The organism is Streptacidiphilus rugosus AM-16 (genome assembly GCF_000744655.1).
Classification (GTDB): Bacteria; Actinomycetota; Actinomycetes; order Streptomycetales; family Streptomycetaceae; genus Streptacidiphilus; species Streptacidiphilus rugosus.
Genome location: NZ_JQMJ01000004.1, coordinates 5,974,551 through 5,993,207, shown reverse-complemented (window position 1 = coordinate 5,993,207; position 18,657 = coordinate 5,974,551). Strand labels below are relative to the sequence as shown.

Below are 18,657 nucleotides of genomic sequence, written 5' to 3'. Positions count from 1 at the left end.
TGGTCGTTGTTTGAGAACTGCACAGTGGACGCGAGCATCTGTGGCCAAGTTTTTAAGGGCGCACGGTGGATGCCTTGGCACCAGGAACCGATGAAGGACGTGGGAGGCCGCGATAGGCCCCGGGGAGCTGTCAACCGAGCTTTGATCCGGGGGTGTCCGAATGGGGAAACCCGGCAGTCGTCATGGGCTGTCACCCGCTGCTGAACACATAGGCAGTGTGGAGGGAACGCGGGGAAGTGAAACATCTCAGTACCCGCAGGAAGAGAAAACAACCGTGATTCCGGGAGTAGTGGCGAGCGAAACCGGATGAGGCTAAACCATGGTGGTGTGAGACCCGGCAGGGGTTGCCGTCATGGGGTCGTGGGATTGTGTTTCAGTCGTCTGCCGGCGGCTGGGCGAGTCAGAAACCGAGAGTGTAGTCGAAGGACATGCGAAAGGTCCGGCGTAGAGGGTAAGACCCCCGTAGACGAAACGTTCTCGGCTCGCTTATGCAACTCCCAAGTAGCACGGGGCCCGAGAAATCCCGTGTGAATCTGGCGGGACCACCCGCTAAGCCTAAATATTCCCTGGTGACCGATAGCGGATAGTACCGTGAGGGAATGGTGAAAAGTACCGCGGGAGCGGAGTGAAATAGTACCTGAAACCGTGTGCCTACAAGCCGTGGGAGCACTTCGGTGTGACTGCGTGCCTTTTGAAGAATGAGCCTGCGAGTTTGCGGTGTGTGGCGAGGTTAACCCGTGTGGGGTAGCCGTAGCGAAAGCGAGTCCGAATAGGGCGAATGAGTCGCGCGCCCAAGACCCGAAGCGGAGTGATCTAGCCATGGGCAGGTTGAAGCGCGGGTAAGACCGTGTGGAGGACCGAACCCACCAGGGTTGAAAACCTGGGGGATGACCTGTGGTTAGGGGTGAAAGGCCAATCAAACTCCGTGATAGCTGGTTCTCCCCGAAATGCATTTAGGTGCAGCGTCGCGTGTTTCTTGCCGGAGGTAGAGCACTGGATAGGCGATGGGCCCCACCGGGTTACTGACCTTAGCCAAACTCCGAATGCCGGTAAGTGAGAGCGCGGCAGTGAGACTGTGGGGGATAAGCTCCATGGTCGAGAGGGAAACAGCCCAGAACACCGGCTAAGGCCCCTAAGCGTGTGCTAAGTGGGAAAGGATGTGGAGTCGCAGAGACAACCAGGAGGTTGGCTTAGAAGCAGCCACCCTTTAAAGAGTGCGTAATAGCTCACTGGTCAAGTGATTCCGCGCCGACAATGTAGCGGGGCTCAAGTACACCGCCGAAGCCGTGTCATTCATGCTATAGCCCCAACGGGTGCATGGATGGGTAGGGGAGCGTCGTGTGCCGGGTGAAGCCGCGGAGGAATCCAGTGGTGGACGGTTCACGAGTGAGAATGCAGGCATGAGTAGCGATACAAGAGTGGGAAACTCTTGCGCCGATTGACCAAGGGTTCCTGGGTCAAGCTGATCTGCCCAGGGTAAGTCGGGACCTAAGGCGAGGCCGACAGGCGTAGTCGATGGACAACGGGTTGATATTCCCGTACCCGCTTTGAAGCGCCAACGGCGAACCAGGTGATGCTAAGCCCGTGAAGCCGCCCGGAGGTCTTCGGACCGAAGGGAGTGGTGGAGCCGGCGACCCGAGCTTGTAGTAGCTGAGCGATGGGGTGACGCAGGAAGGTAGTCCAGCCCGGGCGGTGGTAGTCCCGGGGTAAGGGTGTAGGCCGTGTGGTAGGCAAATCCGCCACACAATAGGCTGAGACCTGATGCCGAGCCGATTGTGGTGAAGTGGATGATCCTATGCTGTCGAGAAAAGCCTCTAGCGAGTTTCATGGCGGCCCGTACCCCAAACCGACTCAGGTGGTCAGGTAGAGAATACCGAGGCGTTCGGGTGAACTATGGTTAAGGAACTCGGCAAAATGCCCCCGTAACTTCGGGAGAAGGGGGGCCACGCCTGGTGACGAGATTTACTCTCCGAGCTGGGGGTGGCCGCAGAGACCAGCGAGAAGCGACTGTTTACTAAAAACACAGGTCCGTGCGAAGCCGTAAGGCGATGTATACGGACTGACGCCTGCCCGGTGCTGGAACGTTAAGGGGACCGGTTAGCTCCATTTCGGTGGGGCGAAGCTGAGAACTTAAGCGCCAGTAAACGGCGGTGGTAACTATAACCATCCTAAGGTAGCGAAATTCCTTGTCGGGTAAGTTCCGACCTGCACGAATGGCGTAACGACTTCTCGACTGTCTCAACCATAGGCCCGGTGAAATTGCATTACGAGTAAAGATGCTCGTTTCGCGCAGCAGGACGGAAAGACCCCGGGACCTTTACTATAGCTTGATATTGGTGTTCGGTTCGGCTTGTGTAGGATAGGTGGGAGACTTTGAAGCAGCAACGCCAGTTGTTGTGGAGTCGACGTTGAAATACCACTCTGGTCGTGCTGGATGTCTAACCTGGGTCCGTGATCCGGATCAGGGACAGTGTCTGGTGGGTAGTTTAACTGGGGCGGTTGCCTCCTAAAATGTAACGGAGGCGCCCAAAGGTTCCCTCAGCCTGGTTGGCAATCAGGTGTTGAGTGTAAGTGCACAAGGGAGCTTGACTGTGAGACCGACGGGTCGAGCAGGTGCGAAAGCAGGGACTAGTGATCCGGCGGTGGCTTGTGGAAGCGCCGTCGCTCAACGGATAAAAGGTACCCCGGGGATAACAGGCTGATCTTCCCCAAGAGTCCATATCGACGGGATGGTTTGGCACCTCGATGTCGGCTCGTCGCATCCTGGGGCTGGAGTAGGTCCCAAGGGTTGGGCTGTTCGCCCATTAAAGCGGTACGCGAGCTGGGTTTAGAACGTCGTGAGACAGTTCGGTCCCTATCCGCTGCGCGCGCAGGAGTATTGAGAAGGGCTGTCCCTAGTACGAGAGGACCGGGACGGACGAACCTCTGGTGTGCCAGTTGTCCTGCCAAGGGCATGGCTGGTTGGCTACGTTCGGGAGGGATAACCGCTGAAAGCATCTAAGCGGGAAGCCTGCTTCGAGATGAGTACTCCCACCCACTTGATGGGGTAAGGCTCCCAGTAGACGACTGGGTTGATAGGCCGGATGTGGAAGCCCTGTGAGGGGTGGAGCTGACCGGTACTAATAGGCCGAGGGCTTGTCCATAGTTGCTACGCGTCCACTGTGCTGTTCTGAGACAGCGACAATCGCTTGTTTCACCGTGTTTCGGTGGTCATAGCGTGAGGGAAACGCCCGGTTACATCCCGAACCCGGAAGCTAAGCCTCACAGCGCCGATGGTACTGCAGGGGGGACCCTGTGGGAGAGTAGGACGCCGCCGAACAACCATTCCAGTGAAGCCCCCTGACCATAGGTCAGGGGGCTTCACTGCGTTCCGGACCCAATTGGCGCGGCGCGCTATCGCGCGGCGACCACGCGGCGCATCACCAGTCCTGCGGCCAGTGCCCAGACCGGGGCGCCGATACCGAAGGCCGAGACGCCCGACGCGGCGACGACGAAGGTCACCACCGCGGCCTCGCGACCGGCCTCCTCGGCCAGCGCGGAGGAGAGAGCAGAGCCGAGGGTCGGGAGCAGAGCGAGTCCGGCGATCGCCTCGACCAGTTGGGGCGGGGCCGTGGTCAGCAGGACTGCCGAGGCGCCCGCGGTGAGGCCGAGCAGGATGTAGCAGACGCCGGCCGTCACCGAGGCGATCCATCGGCGGGCGCGGTCCGGGTGGGCGTCGGGGCCTGCGGCCAGGGCGGCGGTGATGGCCGCGAGGTTCACGGTGTAGCCGCCGCCCAGGGCCGTCGCCGTCGTGCTGAGACCGGTTGCCGTCAGGACGGGGCGGACGGGCGGCTGATAGCCGAAGTGGCGGAGCAGGGCCAGGCCGGGGATGTTCTGCGAGGCCATCGTGATGACGTACAACGGCAGGGCGATGCCGATCAGGGCCGACCAGCCGAAGGCCGGTGCGGTGAGGCTCAGCCTGGGGAGCAGCGCGCTCGTCCCCGTGCCGAGGTGGCCGCCCGAGTGCACCGCGACCACCACCAGGGTCGTTGCCAACGCCCCGGGGGTCGCCCAGCGGCGGGCGAAACGCATGAGCGAAGCCCAGACCGCCAGGACGGGCAGTGTCAGCGCGGGAAGTCTGAAGGCGGCCTGGACCGGGGCGAGGCAGAGCGGCAGCAGGACGCCGGCCAGCAGTCCGGTCGCGAGAGCGGTCGGGATCGCGGCGATCACGCGGCTGAGCCGGGTCCAGAGTCCGGTGACGGTCAGCAGCAGTCCGCAGACCACGAAGGCGCCCACAGCGTACCGGTAGTCGCCGGTCTGCGCGCCCGCGCCGGTGAGGAGGGCCGCGCCGGGCGTGGACCAGGCGATGCTGATGGGCTGCCGGTAGCGCAGTCCGAGCCAGATCGCGAGCCCGCCCATGCTCAGGCAGAGCAGCAGCAGTCCCGAGACCGCCTCGTTCCTGGTGGCGCCGACGGACCGCAGGCCGGTCAGGACCAGGGCGAAGGAGCTGCTGAATCCGACCACGGCGGTGATCACGCCTGCGGCGACTGGTTGTGCGGGTATGCGGCCCGGCATCTCTGGTCCTTGTCTGCACGGCCTGACGGCGGCCGTTTCGCTCGGTGTTCCGTTTATGGAACGCTAGCGGATTGGGGATACTCGACGCCATGGAGAATCCCGGGCCCTGGACCGCCGCAGCCGCCGCCGCGACCGGCGAGCGCATCCGCGCCCTGCGCGGGCAGCGCGGGATCAGCCTGTCCGAGCTGGCGCGTCGGGCCGGGATCGGCAAGGCGACGCTGTCCGGCCTGGAGACGGGTACGCGCAATCCGACGGCGGAGACCCTGTATGCGATCGCCGGGCAGTTGGGGGTTCCCCTCGCGATGCTGCTGTCGGCACCGGGCGGGGCGCCGAGGGCGCCGGAGGTCCATGGCACCGCGGTGACGGCCCGGCTGCTGGAGGTCTTCCAGGACGGCGGCACCAGCACCGAGCTCTACCGGTTGGACATCCGCCCGGGCGTGCTGCAGACCTCGCCCGCGCATCCGCCGGGAGTGATCGAGTACCTGACCGTCTTCTCCGGCACCGCCCAGGTCGGTCCGGTGGGCGGCCCGCTCACGGTACGGGCCGGCGAGCACGTGTCCTGGCCGGCCGACACGCCGCACACCTATGCCGCGCTGGGCGACCTGCCGGTGCAGGCGTCGCTGCTGATCCGGCATCCTCTCGGATAGCGGCCCGCCGCGCCCCTCGTCCCCGCTTGGCACTACGGTGAGCGCTGGGAAAGGGGAACAGCACTGTGCAGAACCTCACGCTCAACTGGCAGACCGCGGGTGCCGTCGCGGTGGTCGCCTTCGGCGCGTCCGTCGCCGTCCGGCGGATCGGGACGCCGTCCGGTCTGCGGCTGAACGTGGGGCTGGTCGTGCGGGAGCTGGGCACGGTGCTGGGGCTCTTCGCGGTCTGGCAGTTCGCCGGTCAGCTCTCCGTGATGAGCAACGCCGACGCCCTCTCCCGTGGCCAGGCGATCTGGGATGCCGAGCGAAGTCTGCACCTGCCCAGCGAGGCGACGCTGCAGGCCTGGGTGGAGCCGCATCCGCTGGTGGTCCAGGGGGCCGACTACTACTACGCGACGCTGCACTTCGGCGCGGTCATCGCCTTGCTGATCTGGCTCTTCCTGCGGCACAGGGAGGCCTATCCCCGGGTGCGGATGACGCTGGTGCTGGTCACGGCCTGGTCGCTGCTGATCCAGCTGATCCCGGTCGCTCCGCCCCGGCTGCTGCCCGGCAGTGGCATGACGGACGTGGCGGCCGAGTACGGCCAGTCCGTCTACGGGGCCACGATCGGCGGGGTGCAGGCGGACTCCTATTCGGCCATGCCGTCGGTCCATGTCGCCTGGTGCGTCCTGGTGGCCGTCGCCGTGATCAAGGTGAGCCGGAGTCGCTGGCGCTGGCTGGTGCTGGCGCACCCGATCCTGACCGTCGCGGTCGTCGTGGTCACCGCCAATCACTACTGGCTCGACGGGATCGCCGCGGTCGGGCTGCTTCTGCTCGCCTACGGCGTGCAGTGGTACGCGGCCCGGTTGCGGGCCGCGTATCTGCTGCGAGGTGCGGAGGCGGACGGGCCGGGGACTCCCCTCGGGTCTCGGCCCGCCGCCCCTCTGGGGATGGCCGGTGCTGCTCGGTCCGCCACGGGCTCCGAGGCCGTCACCGGTTCCCGGGCCGTCAGCGGACCGGGAGAGTGACCCTGCCCCACTTGTTGCCGCCGAGGGCGACCGTGGCGGCGTACCAGGAGAACAGTCCGGCGACGGCCGCGACCCACCCGGCGATCTTGCCGAGGTCGGCGTTCCCGGCGAACTCGTCGATCGCCCAGAGCACCAGGGCGACGGTGAACAGGCCGTAGACCCCGCGGACCAGCAGACTCTCGTGGCCCCACTGTGAGGCGGTCAGCGAGAGCGCGAGCAGGGCCCAGAGCACGAAGAAGAGTCCGGCCGCGTTGGTTGAGGTGAAGGTCATCTGGGAGGCGGCGACCCAGAGGGCGCCGAGGCCGCCGAAGGCGGTGCCGGTGCCCGCGCTGCCGGCGCGGAACTCGAGCAGACCCGCTATGAAGAGGGTGACGCCGCCGACCCAGAACGCGAGGTCCTTGGTGTCCGCGCCGGCGGTGTTCGAGATGACGCCGGTGGCGACGAGGCCGTAGGCGAGCAGGGTCAGGCCGAGGGCGAGGTAGCCCAGCGGGCCGGCTGCTGCGCCGAGAGTGAGGGAGCGGTTGTCGGCCACCGCGGCTTCGTTGCTCACGGGGGCTCCTTTCACTGGTGATGCTGGTCGGCGGTCAGATGTGGCCGCCTTTCTCTGATGGTTGTTCCGTACCCGACAGTGACCGGGCGTCAACCTACCGTAATCAGAGTGATATCGAGCAATTTCGAAGATCTACCGCTGCTGACCAGCCGAGAGGTGTATTGCGAGCCGCCGCCGGTCGTCTCAACCGAGGTCGAGGCGGTAACTCCCTGTGGCGCAGCCGGAGACGAGCCAGCCGCCGGCAACCTGGTGCTCCGTCAGGCGGGCGATCCCGTGGGCGGTCGGGGTCGGCTTCGCCTTGCCCGGGTACCAGACCGAGAGTGTGCAGGCGGTCCCTTCGCCGCTGGTCGGGGCCGTGCCCGCCAGCGAGAGGCCGGTTTCGTCGGCGCCCGTGGCGAGGCGGGTGAGCGTGCCGGGGGCGGCGTGGGGGTAGGCGCGGGAGAGGACGGACAGGACGGCGCCCGCCGGGGGGAGGTCCTTGCCGGTGGCACAGTCGACGCCGACCAGGTTGCCGGCCTCGCTCGCGTGCTGGTCGCTCTCCGGGCTGCCGCAGGCCTGCTTCCAGACCCAGAAGGCGTCCCCGATCAGCGCCCGGTCCTCGGCGGCGGCGAAGCGGCGCATCATCGCCCCGTTCTGCGGGACGTTGGAGCCGAACCAGCCCCATTCGCCCGCCCAGAGCGGCATCCCGTAGGCCTTCGCCTGCTGTTGGGCCAGGGCGAAGCCGCGCTCGACCGAGACCAGGGTGATCCCCAGGGACTGGTCCATGGTGATCGACTGGCTGTAGAGGTGGGGGGCGAAGACCAGGTAGGGGTCGGTGCTGAAGCCGCGCGGCGGCGCGGCGTCGAAGCCGAGGCCGGACCAGAGCACGCTCGGCTCGACGAAGACCAGGTGCGGGAAGCCGCCGGTGCTCGCGCTCTCGGCGTCGCGGATGGCCTGAACGGCGCGATGGTAGTAGGCGCCGAGCAGGACGGAGGAGGTGGCCGGCGAATCCTCGCCGATGCCGGGCTCGTTGAGCAGCCCGTAGCCCGCCACGGCCGGGTCTGCGGCGAAGGTGTGGGCCAACAGTGCCCAGGCGCGGGTGAGTTCGGTCTGGATGCCGTCCGTGTCGTGGTAGAAGGCGGTGAACGCACGGGCGTTGGCGGGGGTGAGGTCCCGGCTGAGGCCCTGGCACCGCGAGGCGCCGTCGGTGATCGTGGCCCAGCCGGGTGCGCCGTCGTAGCCGAGCGCGGGGGTGGTGCCGGAGGGGCAGGAGGTCCCCGCCGGTGCGGCGATCGCCTTGCCCCAGGCGTCCTCGTGCAGGTCGAGGTCGGTGTAGAGGCCGTGCTTGGCGGCCTCCGCGACGGTGGCGCGGATCCGGTCCAGGTAGGTCCGGTCGAAGTGGCCGCGGCTCGGTTCCAGTGCGGACCAGGAGATGTCCAGCCGGACCACGTCGAAGCCGAGCGAGGCCATGGCGGCGAAGTCGCCGTCGGCGAGCGGCCGGACGGTCTGCCGCCCCGGCGTGGGCGCGTAGTAGTCGACGAGCTGGTTGACGTTGACGCCGCGCAGCAGTACCTGGCGTCCGTTGACGTCGGTGATCGCCGCAGGCTCCGCGCCGGACGGGGGGCGTACGGTCAGCGCAGGCAGGTCCTGGTCGGCCGTCGCACGGGCGGCGGCGTTGACCGAGGGGGCCGCGCTCGCGGTGGTCGGGGTGGCCTGGGCCAGCAGCCAGGAGCCAAGGGCCAGCACGGTCGCCGAGGCGACCACGGTCGCGAAGCGGCGGCGTTGCCCGGAGATGACGTCCAGCAGTCTGCTGATCAGCAGCAGCGCGGGCACGATCGCCCAGCCGAAGGCCACGCCGAGGGAGAGTCCGGTGCTGATCCGCAGCGCGGCGTCGGGGACGGCGAACAGGTCGCCGCTGCCGAGGCTGCCGCCGCCCGGTCCGCCGCTGAGGCCGAGGTCGCGGGGCAGCGCAAGCAGCGCCTGCACCACGCCGGCGCCCGCGCCGCCGCCGAGTGCGGCGAGCCAGCCGCCGAGCAGCAGATGGCTGGGCCGGGTGTAGTCGAAGCGCCGCGAGGAGCGGGAGAGCAGGACGGCGCCCACGACGGCGGCGGTGGCGAGCTCCACGGCGAAGCGGCCGGGGCCGAGGTCGAGCCCGAAGGGGAGGCGGCGCAGGCTCAGCTGCTCGCCGTAGAAGGACGCGGCAGGGGAGCCCTCCCAGAGCATCGGGCCGACCAGCGGTCCGAGCAGGGCGAGCGGCAGGGCCGTGCCGGTGAGCGACCAGCGCCAGCCGTAGTGCGGGGGCATGTGCCGGCGACGGCGGGGCTCCTCCGCGTCGCGGCGGCGCCGGTAGGCGAGCGCGCCGAGCAGCGCGGGCAGCCAGCCGATCAGGGCGGTGCGTCCGGCGGTCAGTCCGCAGTCCCAGAGCGCGGTCGCCGCGAGGGTGCGCGCGCCGCCGTGGATCGCTGCGCCCGCGGTCTCCGCGAGCAACTGGGCGAGCCGGGCGAGGGCGGCGGCCAGCACCGTGACGGCCCAGAGCCGCCGGGCCATCCTGGCCCGCCCGGTGGCCGGGTCGGCGCCCCGGTAGGAGACCACGGTGCCCCACGCCGTCACGACGGCCAGCACCGGCAGGAACACCGCCACCCCGGCGACGGACCATAGCCCGTGCGCGGGTGTCACCGTCAGCGCCGACCAGGGAAGCGGTGCGAAGAGCGAGGTCGGATCCGCGGCTGCGGCCGCGAGGCAGACCGCGAGGAGGGCGGTGACGGTCACCAGTGCGGCGAAGGGGGCACGGCGCGAGGGGCGGGACATTCGCCGATGGTAGGAGGGCGCATTCCGCGGCAACAGGGGTCACTTCTGTCCCACGCTTGCCCCAAGCACCGCAGAACCGGACAAGTCGTGGGGTGCCGCCTGTGAAGGTTTGGCAGGGGACGGGTGAAGCGGAGGCGAAAACTCCACAGGATCCCGGATCATCCGCCTCGCGGTGCGAGCGGAGCGCGGACGCTCTTCGGCGATCGGCCCGGTTCGCGCCGGCCGCGCCCCGCGCGACCGACCTCGGTGCGCGCGGCGGCGCCGCTCAGGGCTGCGCGGGCGGGTCGAGGATGCGGAGGGCCAGGATGGCCATGTCGTCCGAGGCCGGGTCGGCCGCGAAGCGTTCGACGGCGCGCAGGACGCGGGTGGCGACGGCGCCCGCGGTGAGCCCGGTGCAGGCGGAGAGGACGTCGGCGAGGCCGTCGTCGCCGAGCATCCGGGTGCCCTCGCGTCGTTCGGTGACCCCGTCGGTCACGCAGAGGAGCACGTCCCCGGGTTCGAGGACGAGCGTCTCGGCCTCCAGCTCCAGGTCGTCCATGACGCCCAGCAGGGCCTGCGGGGAGGCGGCGGGGGAGACCGTGCCGTCCGGCCGCAGACGCAGCGGCAACGGGTGGCCGGCGCAGACCGAGTGGAGGGTGACCGTTCCGTCGGGGTGCGGCGTCATCTCGCCGTAGAGCAGCGTGAGGAAGCGGCCGCGGTCGCCCTCGTCGAGGATGGCCGCGTTCAGGCGCTGCAGCACCTCGGGCGCGGCCAGGCCCTCGCGGGCCAGCAGCCGCAGCGAGTGGCGGGCGAGGCCGGTGACGGAGGCCGCCTCGGGGCCGGTGCCGCAGACGTCGCCGATGGCGAAGCCGTAGGTGCCCTCGCGGATCGGGAAGATGTCGTAGAAGTCGCCGCCGACCTCGTTGCCCTCGCCCGCCGCGCGGTAGATGACCTCGACCTCGACGCCGGGCACGCGCGGTACCGCGGGCGGCAGCAGGCTGCGCTGCAGCGCGCGCGAGATGGCGGTGCGCTCCGAGTAGAGGCGGGCGTTGTCCAGCGCGAGCGCCGCCCGGCGGGAGAGGTCCTCGGCGAGCTCGAGGATCTCCCTGCGGAACTTCTCGTCCGCCGCCTTGCCGAGGGTCAGCATGCCGATCACCCGGTTGCGCGCGACCAGCGGCAGGACGACCGTCTCCCCGCCGACGGTCGCGGCCGTCGCCGCCGCGGCGCGCTGGGCGCCCTGCTCGTCGGCGGGAGCCGTTCCGTCCACGTCGCCGAGGTTGCGCAGCGAGGCGCGCAGGGCGGCGTCCTGCGCGGCGTCGCCGGGGCCGGCCAGTCGCGGGCGCTGGGCGCGTTGAGGGGCTCCGGCGGCGCGATGCGCTCCAGCAGCGCGCGCAGGCCGTCGATCTGGTCCTCGTCCTCGTGCAGCACGTAGGCCAGCTCGGGGACCGAGGGGTCGGTGCCGGTGTAGGTGGTGTAGACGGCGCACCAGGAGGCCAGGGTGGGCACGGTCATCTGGGCCATCAGGGCGAGGGTCTGGTCCCGTTCCAGGGTGCCGGCCAGCAGGTCGGAGGCCTCGACCAGGAAGGAGAGCGAGCCGCGGCGCAGCCGTTCCAGCTCGGTGAGCCTGGCGCTCTCGACCGCCAGGGCGATCCGGTCGGCGGCGAATTGCAGCCGCAGCGCGTCGTCGTTGCCGTACTGGCCGGGGTTCTGGGCGGCGACGCCGAGCGAACCGGTCAGCCTGCCTTCGACCTTGAGCGGGACGGTCACCACCGAGCGCAGCCCGGTGCCGCTCAGCAGCGGTACGGCGCCGGGCGAGTCGGCCAGGTCGTCGTGGACGGCGGGCAGTCGCGCCGAGCCGTAACGTCCGGCGCCCGACTCGACCGGGACCCGCGCGAAGCGCTGCCGTCCCGAGGGCAGGCCGCAGCTGGCGCGGACCTCCAACTCGGTCTCGTCGTCGGTCGCGAGGAGCAGGTAGGCGGCGTCGCCGTCGAGCATGTCGCGGGCCCGTTCGACCGTGCGCTGCAGCAACCCGTCCAGGTCGTCCGGGGCCTGACCGCCCATCAGCGAGCTGAGGAAGGCCTCGGCGCCGATGCCCGCGCCCTCGTGCCGCCCGCCCGCCCCCTCGGCGGGGGCGGGGTGCGCCCGCAACGGGGACTGCAGCACCGCGCGTTCCTGCTCGCGCACCAGCAGGCAGACCGTGGACGGCGCGCCGTGGGCGTCGCGGACACGCAGGTGCGCGGCGTAGACGGCGAGGAGCCGGCCGTCGGCGCGGCGGATCGCGTAGCTGCCCTCCCAGCGGGACAGCCGCAGCGCCTCGGCGATGCCCAGGCCGGTGCCCGGCGTCTGCGGCCAGGCCGCGAACTCGGTGAACGGGCGGCCGAGCGCCTTGACGGCCGGGTGCTGGAAGAGCAGTTCGGCGTCCTGGTTCCAGCCGGAGACCAGGCCCTCGGCGTCGATCTGCAGCACCGCCACGTGCACCGAGGTCTCGGCCTCGGGGAGCAGACTGTCCGGGGTGACCGGGCCGGCGAAGCGGGTGCCCGCGGCGCGGGCGGGGAGTTCGAGGGAGAACCAGACCCGCTTGTCGGTGGCGGTGTAGTCGACGCCCCAGCGGGACGCGAGCGCCGCGCAGAGCAGCAGACCGCGTCCGCCCTCGCGCTCCAACTCCGCGGTGCCGGCCGGTCCGTCCTCGTGGCCGGGGTAGATCGGCAGGGAGCGGCGCGGGTAACGGTCGGCGACCTCGACCCTGACCGAGTCCTCGCGGCGCAGGCACTGCACGTGCGCGGCGGTTCCGGCGTGCACGACGGCGTTGGTCACCAACTCGCTGGCCAGGACCACCGCGTCGTCGACGACCTCGGCGAACCCCCAGCCCTGCAGGGTGTCCCGCACGAAGGCGCGGGCGGCGGCGACCGAGCGGCCGACCGGTTCGAACGTGGCGGCAGCCCGCGCGGTGGCGTCACCCACGAGGCGCCTCCTCCTTCTGCCGGGCCTGGCTACCGGGCACACACGTTACCGGGCGGCGATCGACGTCTGTTCACGACTGCTGTGCGGCACTGGCCCAACGTCGGTACTCGTCGCCAGGTTACTGACCCCGGTTCCGCTTCGGGAGCGAAGCCGGTACGTTCGGTGACTCGATCTGAACCTGACAGACCGGGATGCTCCGCTCGGTTGTTCGATCAAGAGCGTCCGTGCGGGGCCGATACCCGTCGATACCCGTCGGCACCTCTCATACACCCCGCTCGGTCGTTAGATTGTGGGATGCGTCCCATGCGTACGACCGCGCGGGGCGACCGCGGGGGCAGTCAAGGCAACTCTGGAGGCAGGCCGGTGGATTCGAGCAGGGCGACGGCGGTTGTGGCGAACCGGGGCGGAACCCAGCAGAATCGGGGCCGCCGGAACCGCGGCGCGGACGCGGCGGATCTGCGCAAGCTGCTCTCCGCCCTCACCGCGATGCGCGACGGCAACTTCCGTCGGCGGCTCACCGTTCCCGGGGACTCCGTGATGGCGGAGATCGCCGCGGTCTTCAACGAGGTCGCCGAGCGGAACCAGCACCTGACCGGTGAACTGGCGCGGGTGCGCCGGACCGTGGGACGCGAGGGCCGGCTGGGGGAGCGGCTGGAGATCGGTGCGGGCGAGGGCGCCTGGGGCGCCGCCATCGACAACTGCAACGCGCTGATCGACGACCTGGCCCGGCCGATGGCCGAGGTCGGCCGGGTGCTCGGGTCGATCGCGGAGGGCGACCTGCAGCAGCGCATGGAACTGCGGGCGCTCGGCCCGGACGGCGGCTCGCACCCGCTGCGCGGCGAGTTCCTCAAGATCGGTCGTACCGTCAACGGACTGGTCGAGTCGCTCTCGGAGTTCACCGACGAGGTGACCAGGCTGGCCGTCGAGGTCGGCACCGAGGGCAAGCTGGGCGGCCAGGCCAGGGTCCGCGGCATGTCCGGCACCTGGAAGGACCTGACCGACTCGGTCAACATGATGGCCAGCAGGCTGACCGCGCAGGTGCGCGACATCGCCCTGGTCACCACGGCCGTCGCCAAGGGCGACCTGTCCCGCAAGGTCACCGCCCAGGTCGCCGGCGAGATGCTGGAGCTGAAGAACACCGTCAACACGATGGTCGACCAGCTCTCCGGCTTCGCCGCCGAGGTCACGCGGGTGGCGCGCGAGGTGGGCACCGAGGGCCGGCTGGGCGGTCAGGCCACCGTGCCCGGCGTCGCAGGGACCTGGAAGGACCTGACCGACAACGTCAACCAGATGGCGACCAACCTCACCGACCAGGTCCGCAACATCGCCCAGGTGACCACCGCGGTCGCCCGCGGCGACCTGTCGCAGACCATCGAGGTCGACGCCCGCGGCGAGATCCTCGAACTGAAGAACACCATCAACACGATGGTCGACCAGCTCTCCGCCTTCGCGGACGAGGTGACCCGGGTGGCCCGCGAGGTCGGCACCGAGGGCATCCTCGGTGGTCAGGCCATGGTGCCGGGCGCGGCGGGCGTGTGGCGCGGACTGACCGACAACGTCAACTTCATGGCGTCCAACCTCACCTTCCAGGTCCGCAACATCGCCACCGTCGCGACCGCCGTCGCCAAGGGCGACCTGACGCAGCGCATCACCGTCGACGCGCGCGGGGAGATCCTGCAGCTCAAGACGACGCTGAACACCATGGTCGGCCAGCTCTCCGCCTTCGCCGACGAGGTGACCCGCGTCGCCACGGACGTGGGCACCGAGGGCAGGCTGGGCGGGCAGGCGCAGGTGCCGGGGGTCTCCGGCACCTGGAAGGACCTGACCAGCTCGGTCAACCTGATGGCCAACAACCTGACCAACCAGGTCCGCAACATCGCCGAGGTCACCACCGGGGTGGCGCGCGGCGACCTGTCGAAGAAGATCACCGTCGACGCCCGGGGCGAGATCCTGGAGCTGGTCACCACCGTCAACACGATGGTCGACCAGCTCTCCGTCTTCGCGGACGAGGTGACCCGGGTGGCCCGTCAGGTGGGCACCGAGGGCATCCTCGGCGGTCAGGCGCGGGTCAAGGGCGTCGAGGGCATCTGGCGCGACCTGGCCGAGAACGTCAACGGCATGGCGTCCAACCTCACCTTCCAGGTGCGCAACATCGCCCAGGTCGCCACGGCCGTGGCCGGCGGCGACCTGTCGAAGAAGATCACCATCGACGCGCAGGGCGAGGTCGCGGCGCTCGCCGACACCCTCAACACCATGGTCGACCAGCTCTCCGGCTTCGCCGACGAGGTGACCCGCGTCGCCCGCGAGGTGGGCACCGAGGGCATCCTCGGCGGTCAGGCCCGGGTGCCCGGCGTGGCCGGGATCTGGAAGGACCTGACCGACAACGTCAACCTGATGGCCGACAACCTGTCCGGTCAGGTGCGGAACATCGCCCAGGTCACCACGGCGGTCGCCAAGGGCGACCTGACCCGCAAGATCGACGTCGACGCGCGCGGCGAGATCCTGGAGCTGAAGACCACCATCAACACGATGGTCGACCAGCTGTCCGCCTTCGCCGACGAGGTCACCCGTGTCGCCCGAGAGGTCGGCACCGACGGCCGGCTCGGCGGCCAGGCCCGCGTGCCCGGCGTGGCCGGGACCTGGCAGGACCTGACCGAGTCCGTCAACGAGCTGGCCGGCAACCTCACCCGCCAGGTGCGCGCGATCGCCCAGGTCGCCACCGCGGTGACCCGCGGCGACCTGAGCCTGCGCATCGACGTCGACGCGTCCGGAGAGCTCGACGAGCTCAAGGACAACATCAACCAGATGATCGCCAACCTGCGCGAGACCACCAGGACCAACCAGGAGCAGGACTGGCTCAAGACCAACCTGGCCCGGATCTCCGGCCTGATGCAGGGCCGCAGGGACCTGGAGGCGGTCGCCGCGCTCATCATGAGCGAACTGACGCCGGTGGTCTCGGCGCAGCACGGCGCGTTCTTCCTGGCTATGCCGGCGCTGCGCTCGGCCGAGCTGGTGCCGGACTCCGCGGACGACGTGGTCCAGCACGACATGGTGCTCCGGCTGATCGGCTCCTACGGGTACCAGCGCCGGGCCATGCCGACCACCTTCCACCCCGGCGAGGGCCTGGTCGGGCAGGCGGCGGTGGAGAAGAAGCCGATCCTGCTGCGCGACGCCCCGCCCGGGTACCTGAAGATCGCCTCCGGCCTGGGCGAGGCCGCCCCGGTCAACGTGATCGTGATGCCGGTGCTGTTCGAAGGCCGACTGCTCGGCGTGATCGAGCTGGCGTCGTTCAACGCCTTCACGAAGATCAGCATGGACTTCCTCGACCAGATCGCCGAAATGATCGGCGTGACCGTCAACACGATCGCGGTGAACACCAAGACCGAGGGCCTGCTGCTGGAGTCGCAGCGACTGACCGCCGAACTCTCGATGCGTTCGGCCGAGTTGGAGGCCCGACAGGAGGAGCTGCAGCGCTCCAACCTGGAGTTGGAGGACAAGGCCGAGCTGCTGGCCACGCAGAACCGCGACATCGAGATCAAGAACTCCGAGATCGAGGAGGCGCGGCAGGTGCTGGAGGAGCGCGCGGAACAGCTCGCGCTGTCCTCCCGGTACAAGTCGGAGTTCCTCGCCAACATGTCGCACGAGCTGCGTACCCCGCTCAACTCGCTGCTGATCCTGGCGAAGCTGCTCTCCGACAACGCCGAGGGCAACCTCAGCCCCAAGCAGGTCGAGTTCTCCGAGACGATCCACGGCGCGGGCTCCGACCTGCTCCAGCTGATCAACGACATCCTGGACCTGTCCAAGGTCGAGGCGGGCAAGATGGACGTCCGTCCGGCCAGGATCGCGCTGGTCCAGCTGGTCGACTACGTCGAGGCGACCTTCCGGCCGCTCACCGCGGACAAGGGGCTGGACTTCGCGGTCAGGGTCTCGCCCGAGCTCCCGGTCACCCTGCACACGGACGAGCAGCGGCTGCAGCAGGTGCTGCGGAACCTGCTGTCGAACGCGGTGAAGTTCACCGACTCCGGGGCCGTCGAACTGCTGATCCAGCCCGCCAACGGCAACGGCGGCCAGCACCGGGTGCCGCAGGCGATCCGCGAGCAGCTGCTGGAGTCCGGCGCGATCACCGACCCGGAGGAGCCGCTGATCGCGTTCTCGGTCACCGACACCGGCATCGGCATCCCGCAGAACAAGCTGCGGGAGATCTTCGAGGCCTTCAAGCAGGCCGACGGCACGACCAGTCGCAAGTACGGCGGCACCGGCCTCGGCCTCTCCATCAGCAGGGAGATCGCCCGCCTGCTCGGCGGCGAGATCAACGCCGAGAGCGAGATCGACCGCGGCAGCACGTTCACGCTCTACCTCCCGCTGCGCGAGGAGCCCGAGCCGGAGGCGGGGACCGGCCCCGGGCAGTCCGCGCACACCGCGCAGTCGGCACATTCGGCCAATTCCCTGCTGTCGCCGAACCCGGCGGCACGCTGGGCGCAGGAGGTGATCGAGGCCGCGCACGAACGCCGTCGCGCCGCCGCGATGCCGAGCCTGTCGCGCTCCCTTCCGGCGCCGCTGCCCGCGCCCGCGCAGGAGCCCGTGTCCGCTCCCACGGCGCCGTCGGCCGGGGCCGGGGAGCAGGAGGCGGCCGCGGAGCCGGGGACGGCCGCCGAGGGGCCGCACGAGGAGGGCGGCGAGCAGCTGTTCGCCCCGTTCTCCGGGCGTTTCAACGGCGAGAAGGTGCTCATCGTCGACGACGACATCCGCAACGTCTTCGCGCTGACCAGCGTGCTGGAGACGTTCGGCCTCGGCGTCCTGTACGCGGAGAACGGCCGCGAGGGCATCGAGGTGCTGGAGCAGCACGAGGACGTGGCGGTGGTCCTGATGGACATCATGATGCCGGAGATGGACGGCTACGCCACGACCGAGGCGATCCGCCGGATGCCGCAGTTCGCCGGACTGCCGATCATCGCCCTGACGGCCAAGGCGATGAAGGGCGACCGGGAGAAGAGCCTGGCGGCCGGCGCGTCCGACCACGTGACCAAGCCGGTCGACACCGACCACCTGCTGGGGGTGATGGAGCACTGGCTGCGGGCGAGGAGGAGGTAGGCGCCGGCGCTCGCGCGGCGGGCTCGGCGGAGCCGATCGTCCAGCCGCGCACGGGTCGGCGGCATATGCGTCCGTACCCCGGGGCGAAGGGGTTGGGGACCGGTCGGGTGAGGGCATCTGACCGGAACCCGCACCGTCGCATCCGGCTGGATCGATGTGTCCCCACTCGTAAGGGTGGTGGCTCTGGGACGCAGGAACCGGATAAGGTCACTCGGCGTTGCTACCGGTACTGGCTGGGTCACCGGGTGGCGGGCAGTGAGGTGCGGCTAGCATGACCGTCGGCAGGACAGTTGTGGACACACGAGCGGCGAACGGGTCCGACACGTACCGGGGAGCGGCTGGGGCCGTCGCGCCCGCAGTGGGGGCGGCACGAGGAGGGCAGGCCATGGTGCAGAAGGCCAAGATCCTCCTTGTCGACGACCGCGCGGAGAACCTTCTCGCCCTGGAGGCGATCCTCTCCGCCCTGGACCAGACACTGGTCCGTGCGGGTTCCGGCGAGGAGGCGCTCAAGGCGCTGCTCAACGACGACTTCGCGGTCATTCTGCTGGACGTGCAGATGCCCGGCATGGACGGCTTCGAGACCGCCGCGCACATCAAGCGCCGCGAGCGGACCAGGGACATCCCGATCATCTTCCTGACCGCGATCAACCACGGTCCGCACCACACCTTCCGCGGCTACGCGGCCGGCGCGGTCGACTACATCTCCAAGCCCTTCGACCCGTGGGTGCTGCGCGCGAAGGTCTCCGTCTTCGTCGAGCTCTACATGAAGAACTGCCAGCTCAAGGAGCAGGCGGCGCTGCTGCGGCTGCAGCTGGAGGCGGGGCAGGCGCCGGGGCAGACGCTGCTGGCCGAGCTGTCGGCGCGGCTGGCCGCGGTCGAGGAGCAGGCCGAGGCGCTCACCAAGCAGCTCGGCGACAGCGCCGAGGCCGCCACGCTCGCCACCGCCACCCACCTGGAGCGTCGACTGGCCGGCCTGCGCCGCGCCCTGGACGCGTTGGAGCCGGGCGCCGGCAACCGCGGCGGAGCACCGGAGAGCTGACGGCGTGTCGCGCCCGCCCACCGGCGTGTCGCGTTGACGGCG

7 protein-coding genes, 2 rRNA genes and 1 pseudogene are annotated in these 18,657 nt (G+C 69.6%); 6 read left to right on the top strand and 4 right to left on the bottom strand.

Going from position 1 to position 18,657, the window contains the following annotated elements; all coding sequences use genetic code 11:
* Positions 1-42: 42 nt before the first annotated feature.
* Positions 43-3,143 (top strand): 23S ribosomal RNA (locus BS83_RS36165).
* Positions 3,144-3,202: 59 nt separating this feature from the next.
* Positions 3,203-3,319, top strand: a 5S ribosomal RNA gene (rrf, locus tag BS83_RS36160).
* A gap of 74 nt (positions 3,320-3,393) precedes the next feature.
* Here rrf and BS83_RS36155 read toward each other — a convergent pair.
* Positions 3,394-4,554, bottom strand: a complete 1,161-nt coding sequence (locus BS83_RS36155; protein WP_037607513.1) for a benzoate/H(+) symporter BenE family transporter — start codon at positions 4,552-4,554, stop codon at positions 3,394-3,396.
* Between the two features lie 89 nt (positions 4,555-4,643).
* Here BS83_RS36155 and BS83_RS36150 point away from each other — a divergent pair, with 89 nt between their 5' ends.
* Together BS83_RS36150 and BS83_RS36145 are read left to right on the top strand one after the other, a co-directional pair.
* The gene (locus tag BS83_RS36150) at positions 4,644-5,201 is read left to right on the top strand and encodes a helix-turn-helix domain-containing protein (protein WP_037607512.1); all 558 of its coding nucleotides are present in this window, start codon (positions 4,644-4,646) and stop codon (positions 5,199-5,201) included.
* Between the two features lie 65 nt (positions 5,202-5,266).
* The gene (locus BS83_RS36145; RefSeq protein WP_037607511.1) at positions 5,267-6,208 is read left to right on the top strand and encodes a phosphatase PAP2 family protein; all 942 of its coding nucleotides are present in this window, start codon (positions 5,267-5,269) and stop codon (positions 6,206-6,208) included.
* Here BS83_RS36145 and BS83_RS36140 read toward each other — a convergent pair.
* The 3 genes and pseudogenes from BS83_RS36140 to BS83_RS36130 all read right to left on the bottom strand — a co-directional run bounded on the left by BS83_RS36140 (position 6,189) and on the right by BS83_RS36130 (position 12,527).
* The gene (locus BS83_RS36140) at positions 6,189-6,758 is read right to left on the bottom strand and encodes a GPR1/FUN34/YaaH family transporter (protein ID WP_063774303.1); all 570 of its coding nucleotides are present in this window, start codon (positions 6,756-6,758) and stop codon (positions 6,189-6,191) included. The two genes, BS83_RS36145 and BS83_RS36140, sit on opposite strands and share 20 nt — an antisense overlap.
* 183 nt (positions 6,759-6,941) lie before the next feature.
* Positions 6,942-9,545 (bottom strand): cellulase family glycosylhydrolase, encoded by a 2,604-nt coding sequence (locus BS83_RS44555; protein ID WP_051944703.1) that lies wholly within the window; start codon positions 9,543-9,545, stop codon positions 6,942-6,944.
* Positions 9,546-9,810: 265 nt separating this feature from the next.
* Positions 9,811-12,527, bottom strand: a pseudogene (locus BS83_RS36130) (SpoIIE family protein phosphatase).
* Between the two features lie 444 nt (positions 12,528-12,971).
* Between BS83_RS36130 and BS83_RS36125 the strand changes: the two are divergent.
* Entirely contained in the window at positions 12,972-17,576 is a 4,605-nt protein-coding gene (locus BS83_RS36125) for a HAMP domain-containing protein (protein WP_084715230.1), read from the top strand.
* Between the two features lie 385 nt (positions 17,577-17,961).
* On the top strand, positions 17,962-18,615 hold the full coding sequence (locus BS83_RS36120; RefSeq protein ID WP_037607510.1) for a response regulator: 654 nt from the start codon (positions 17,962-17,964) through the stop codon (positions 18,613-18,615).
* Positions 18,616-18,657 lie beyond the last annotated feature (42 nt).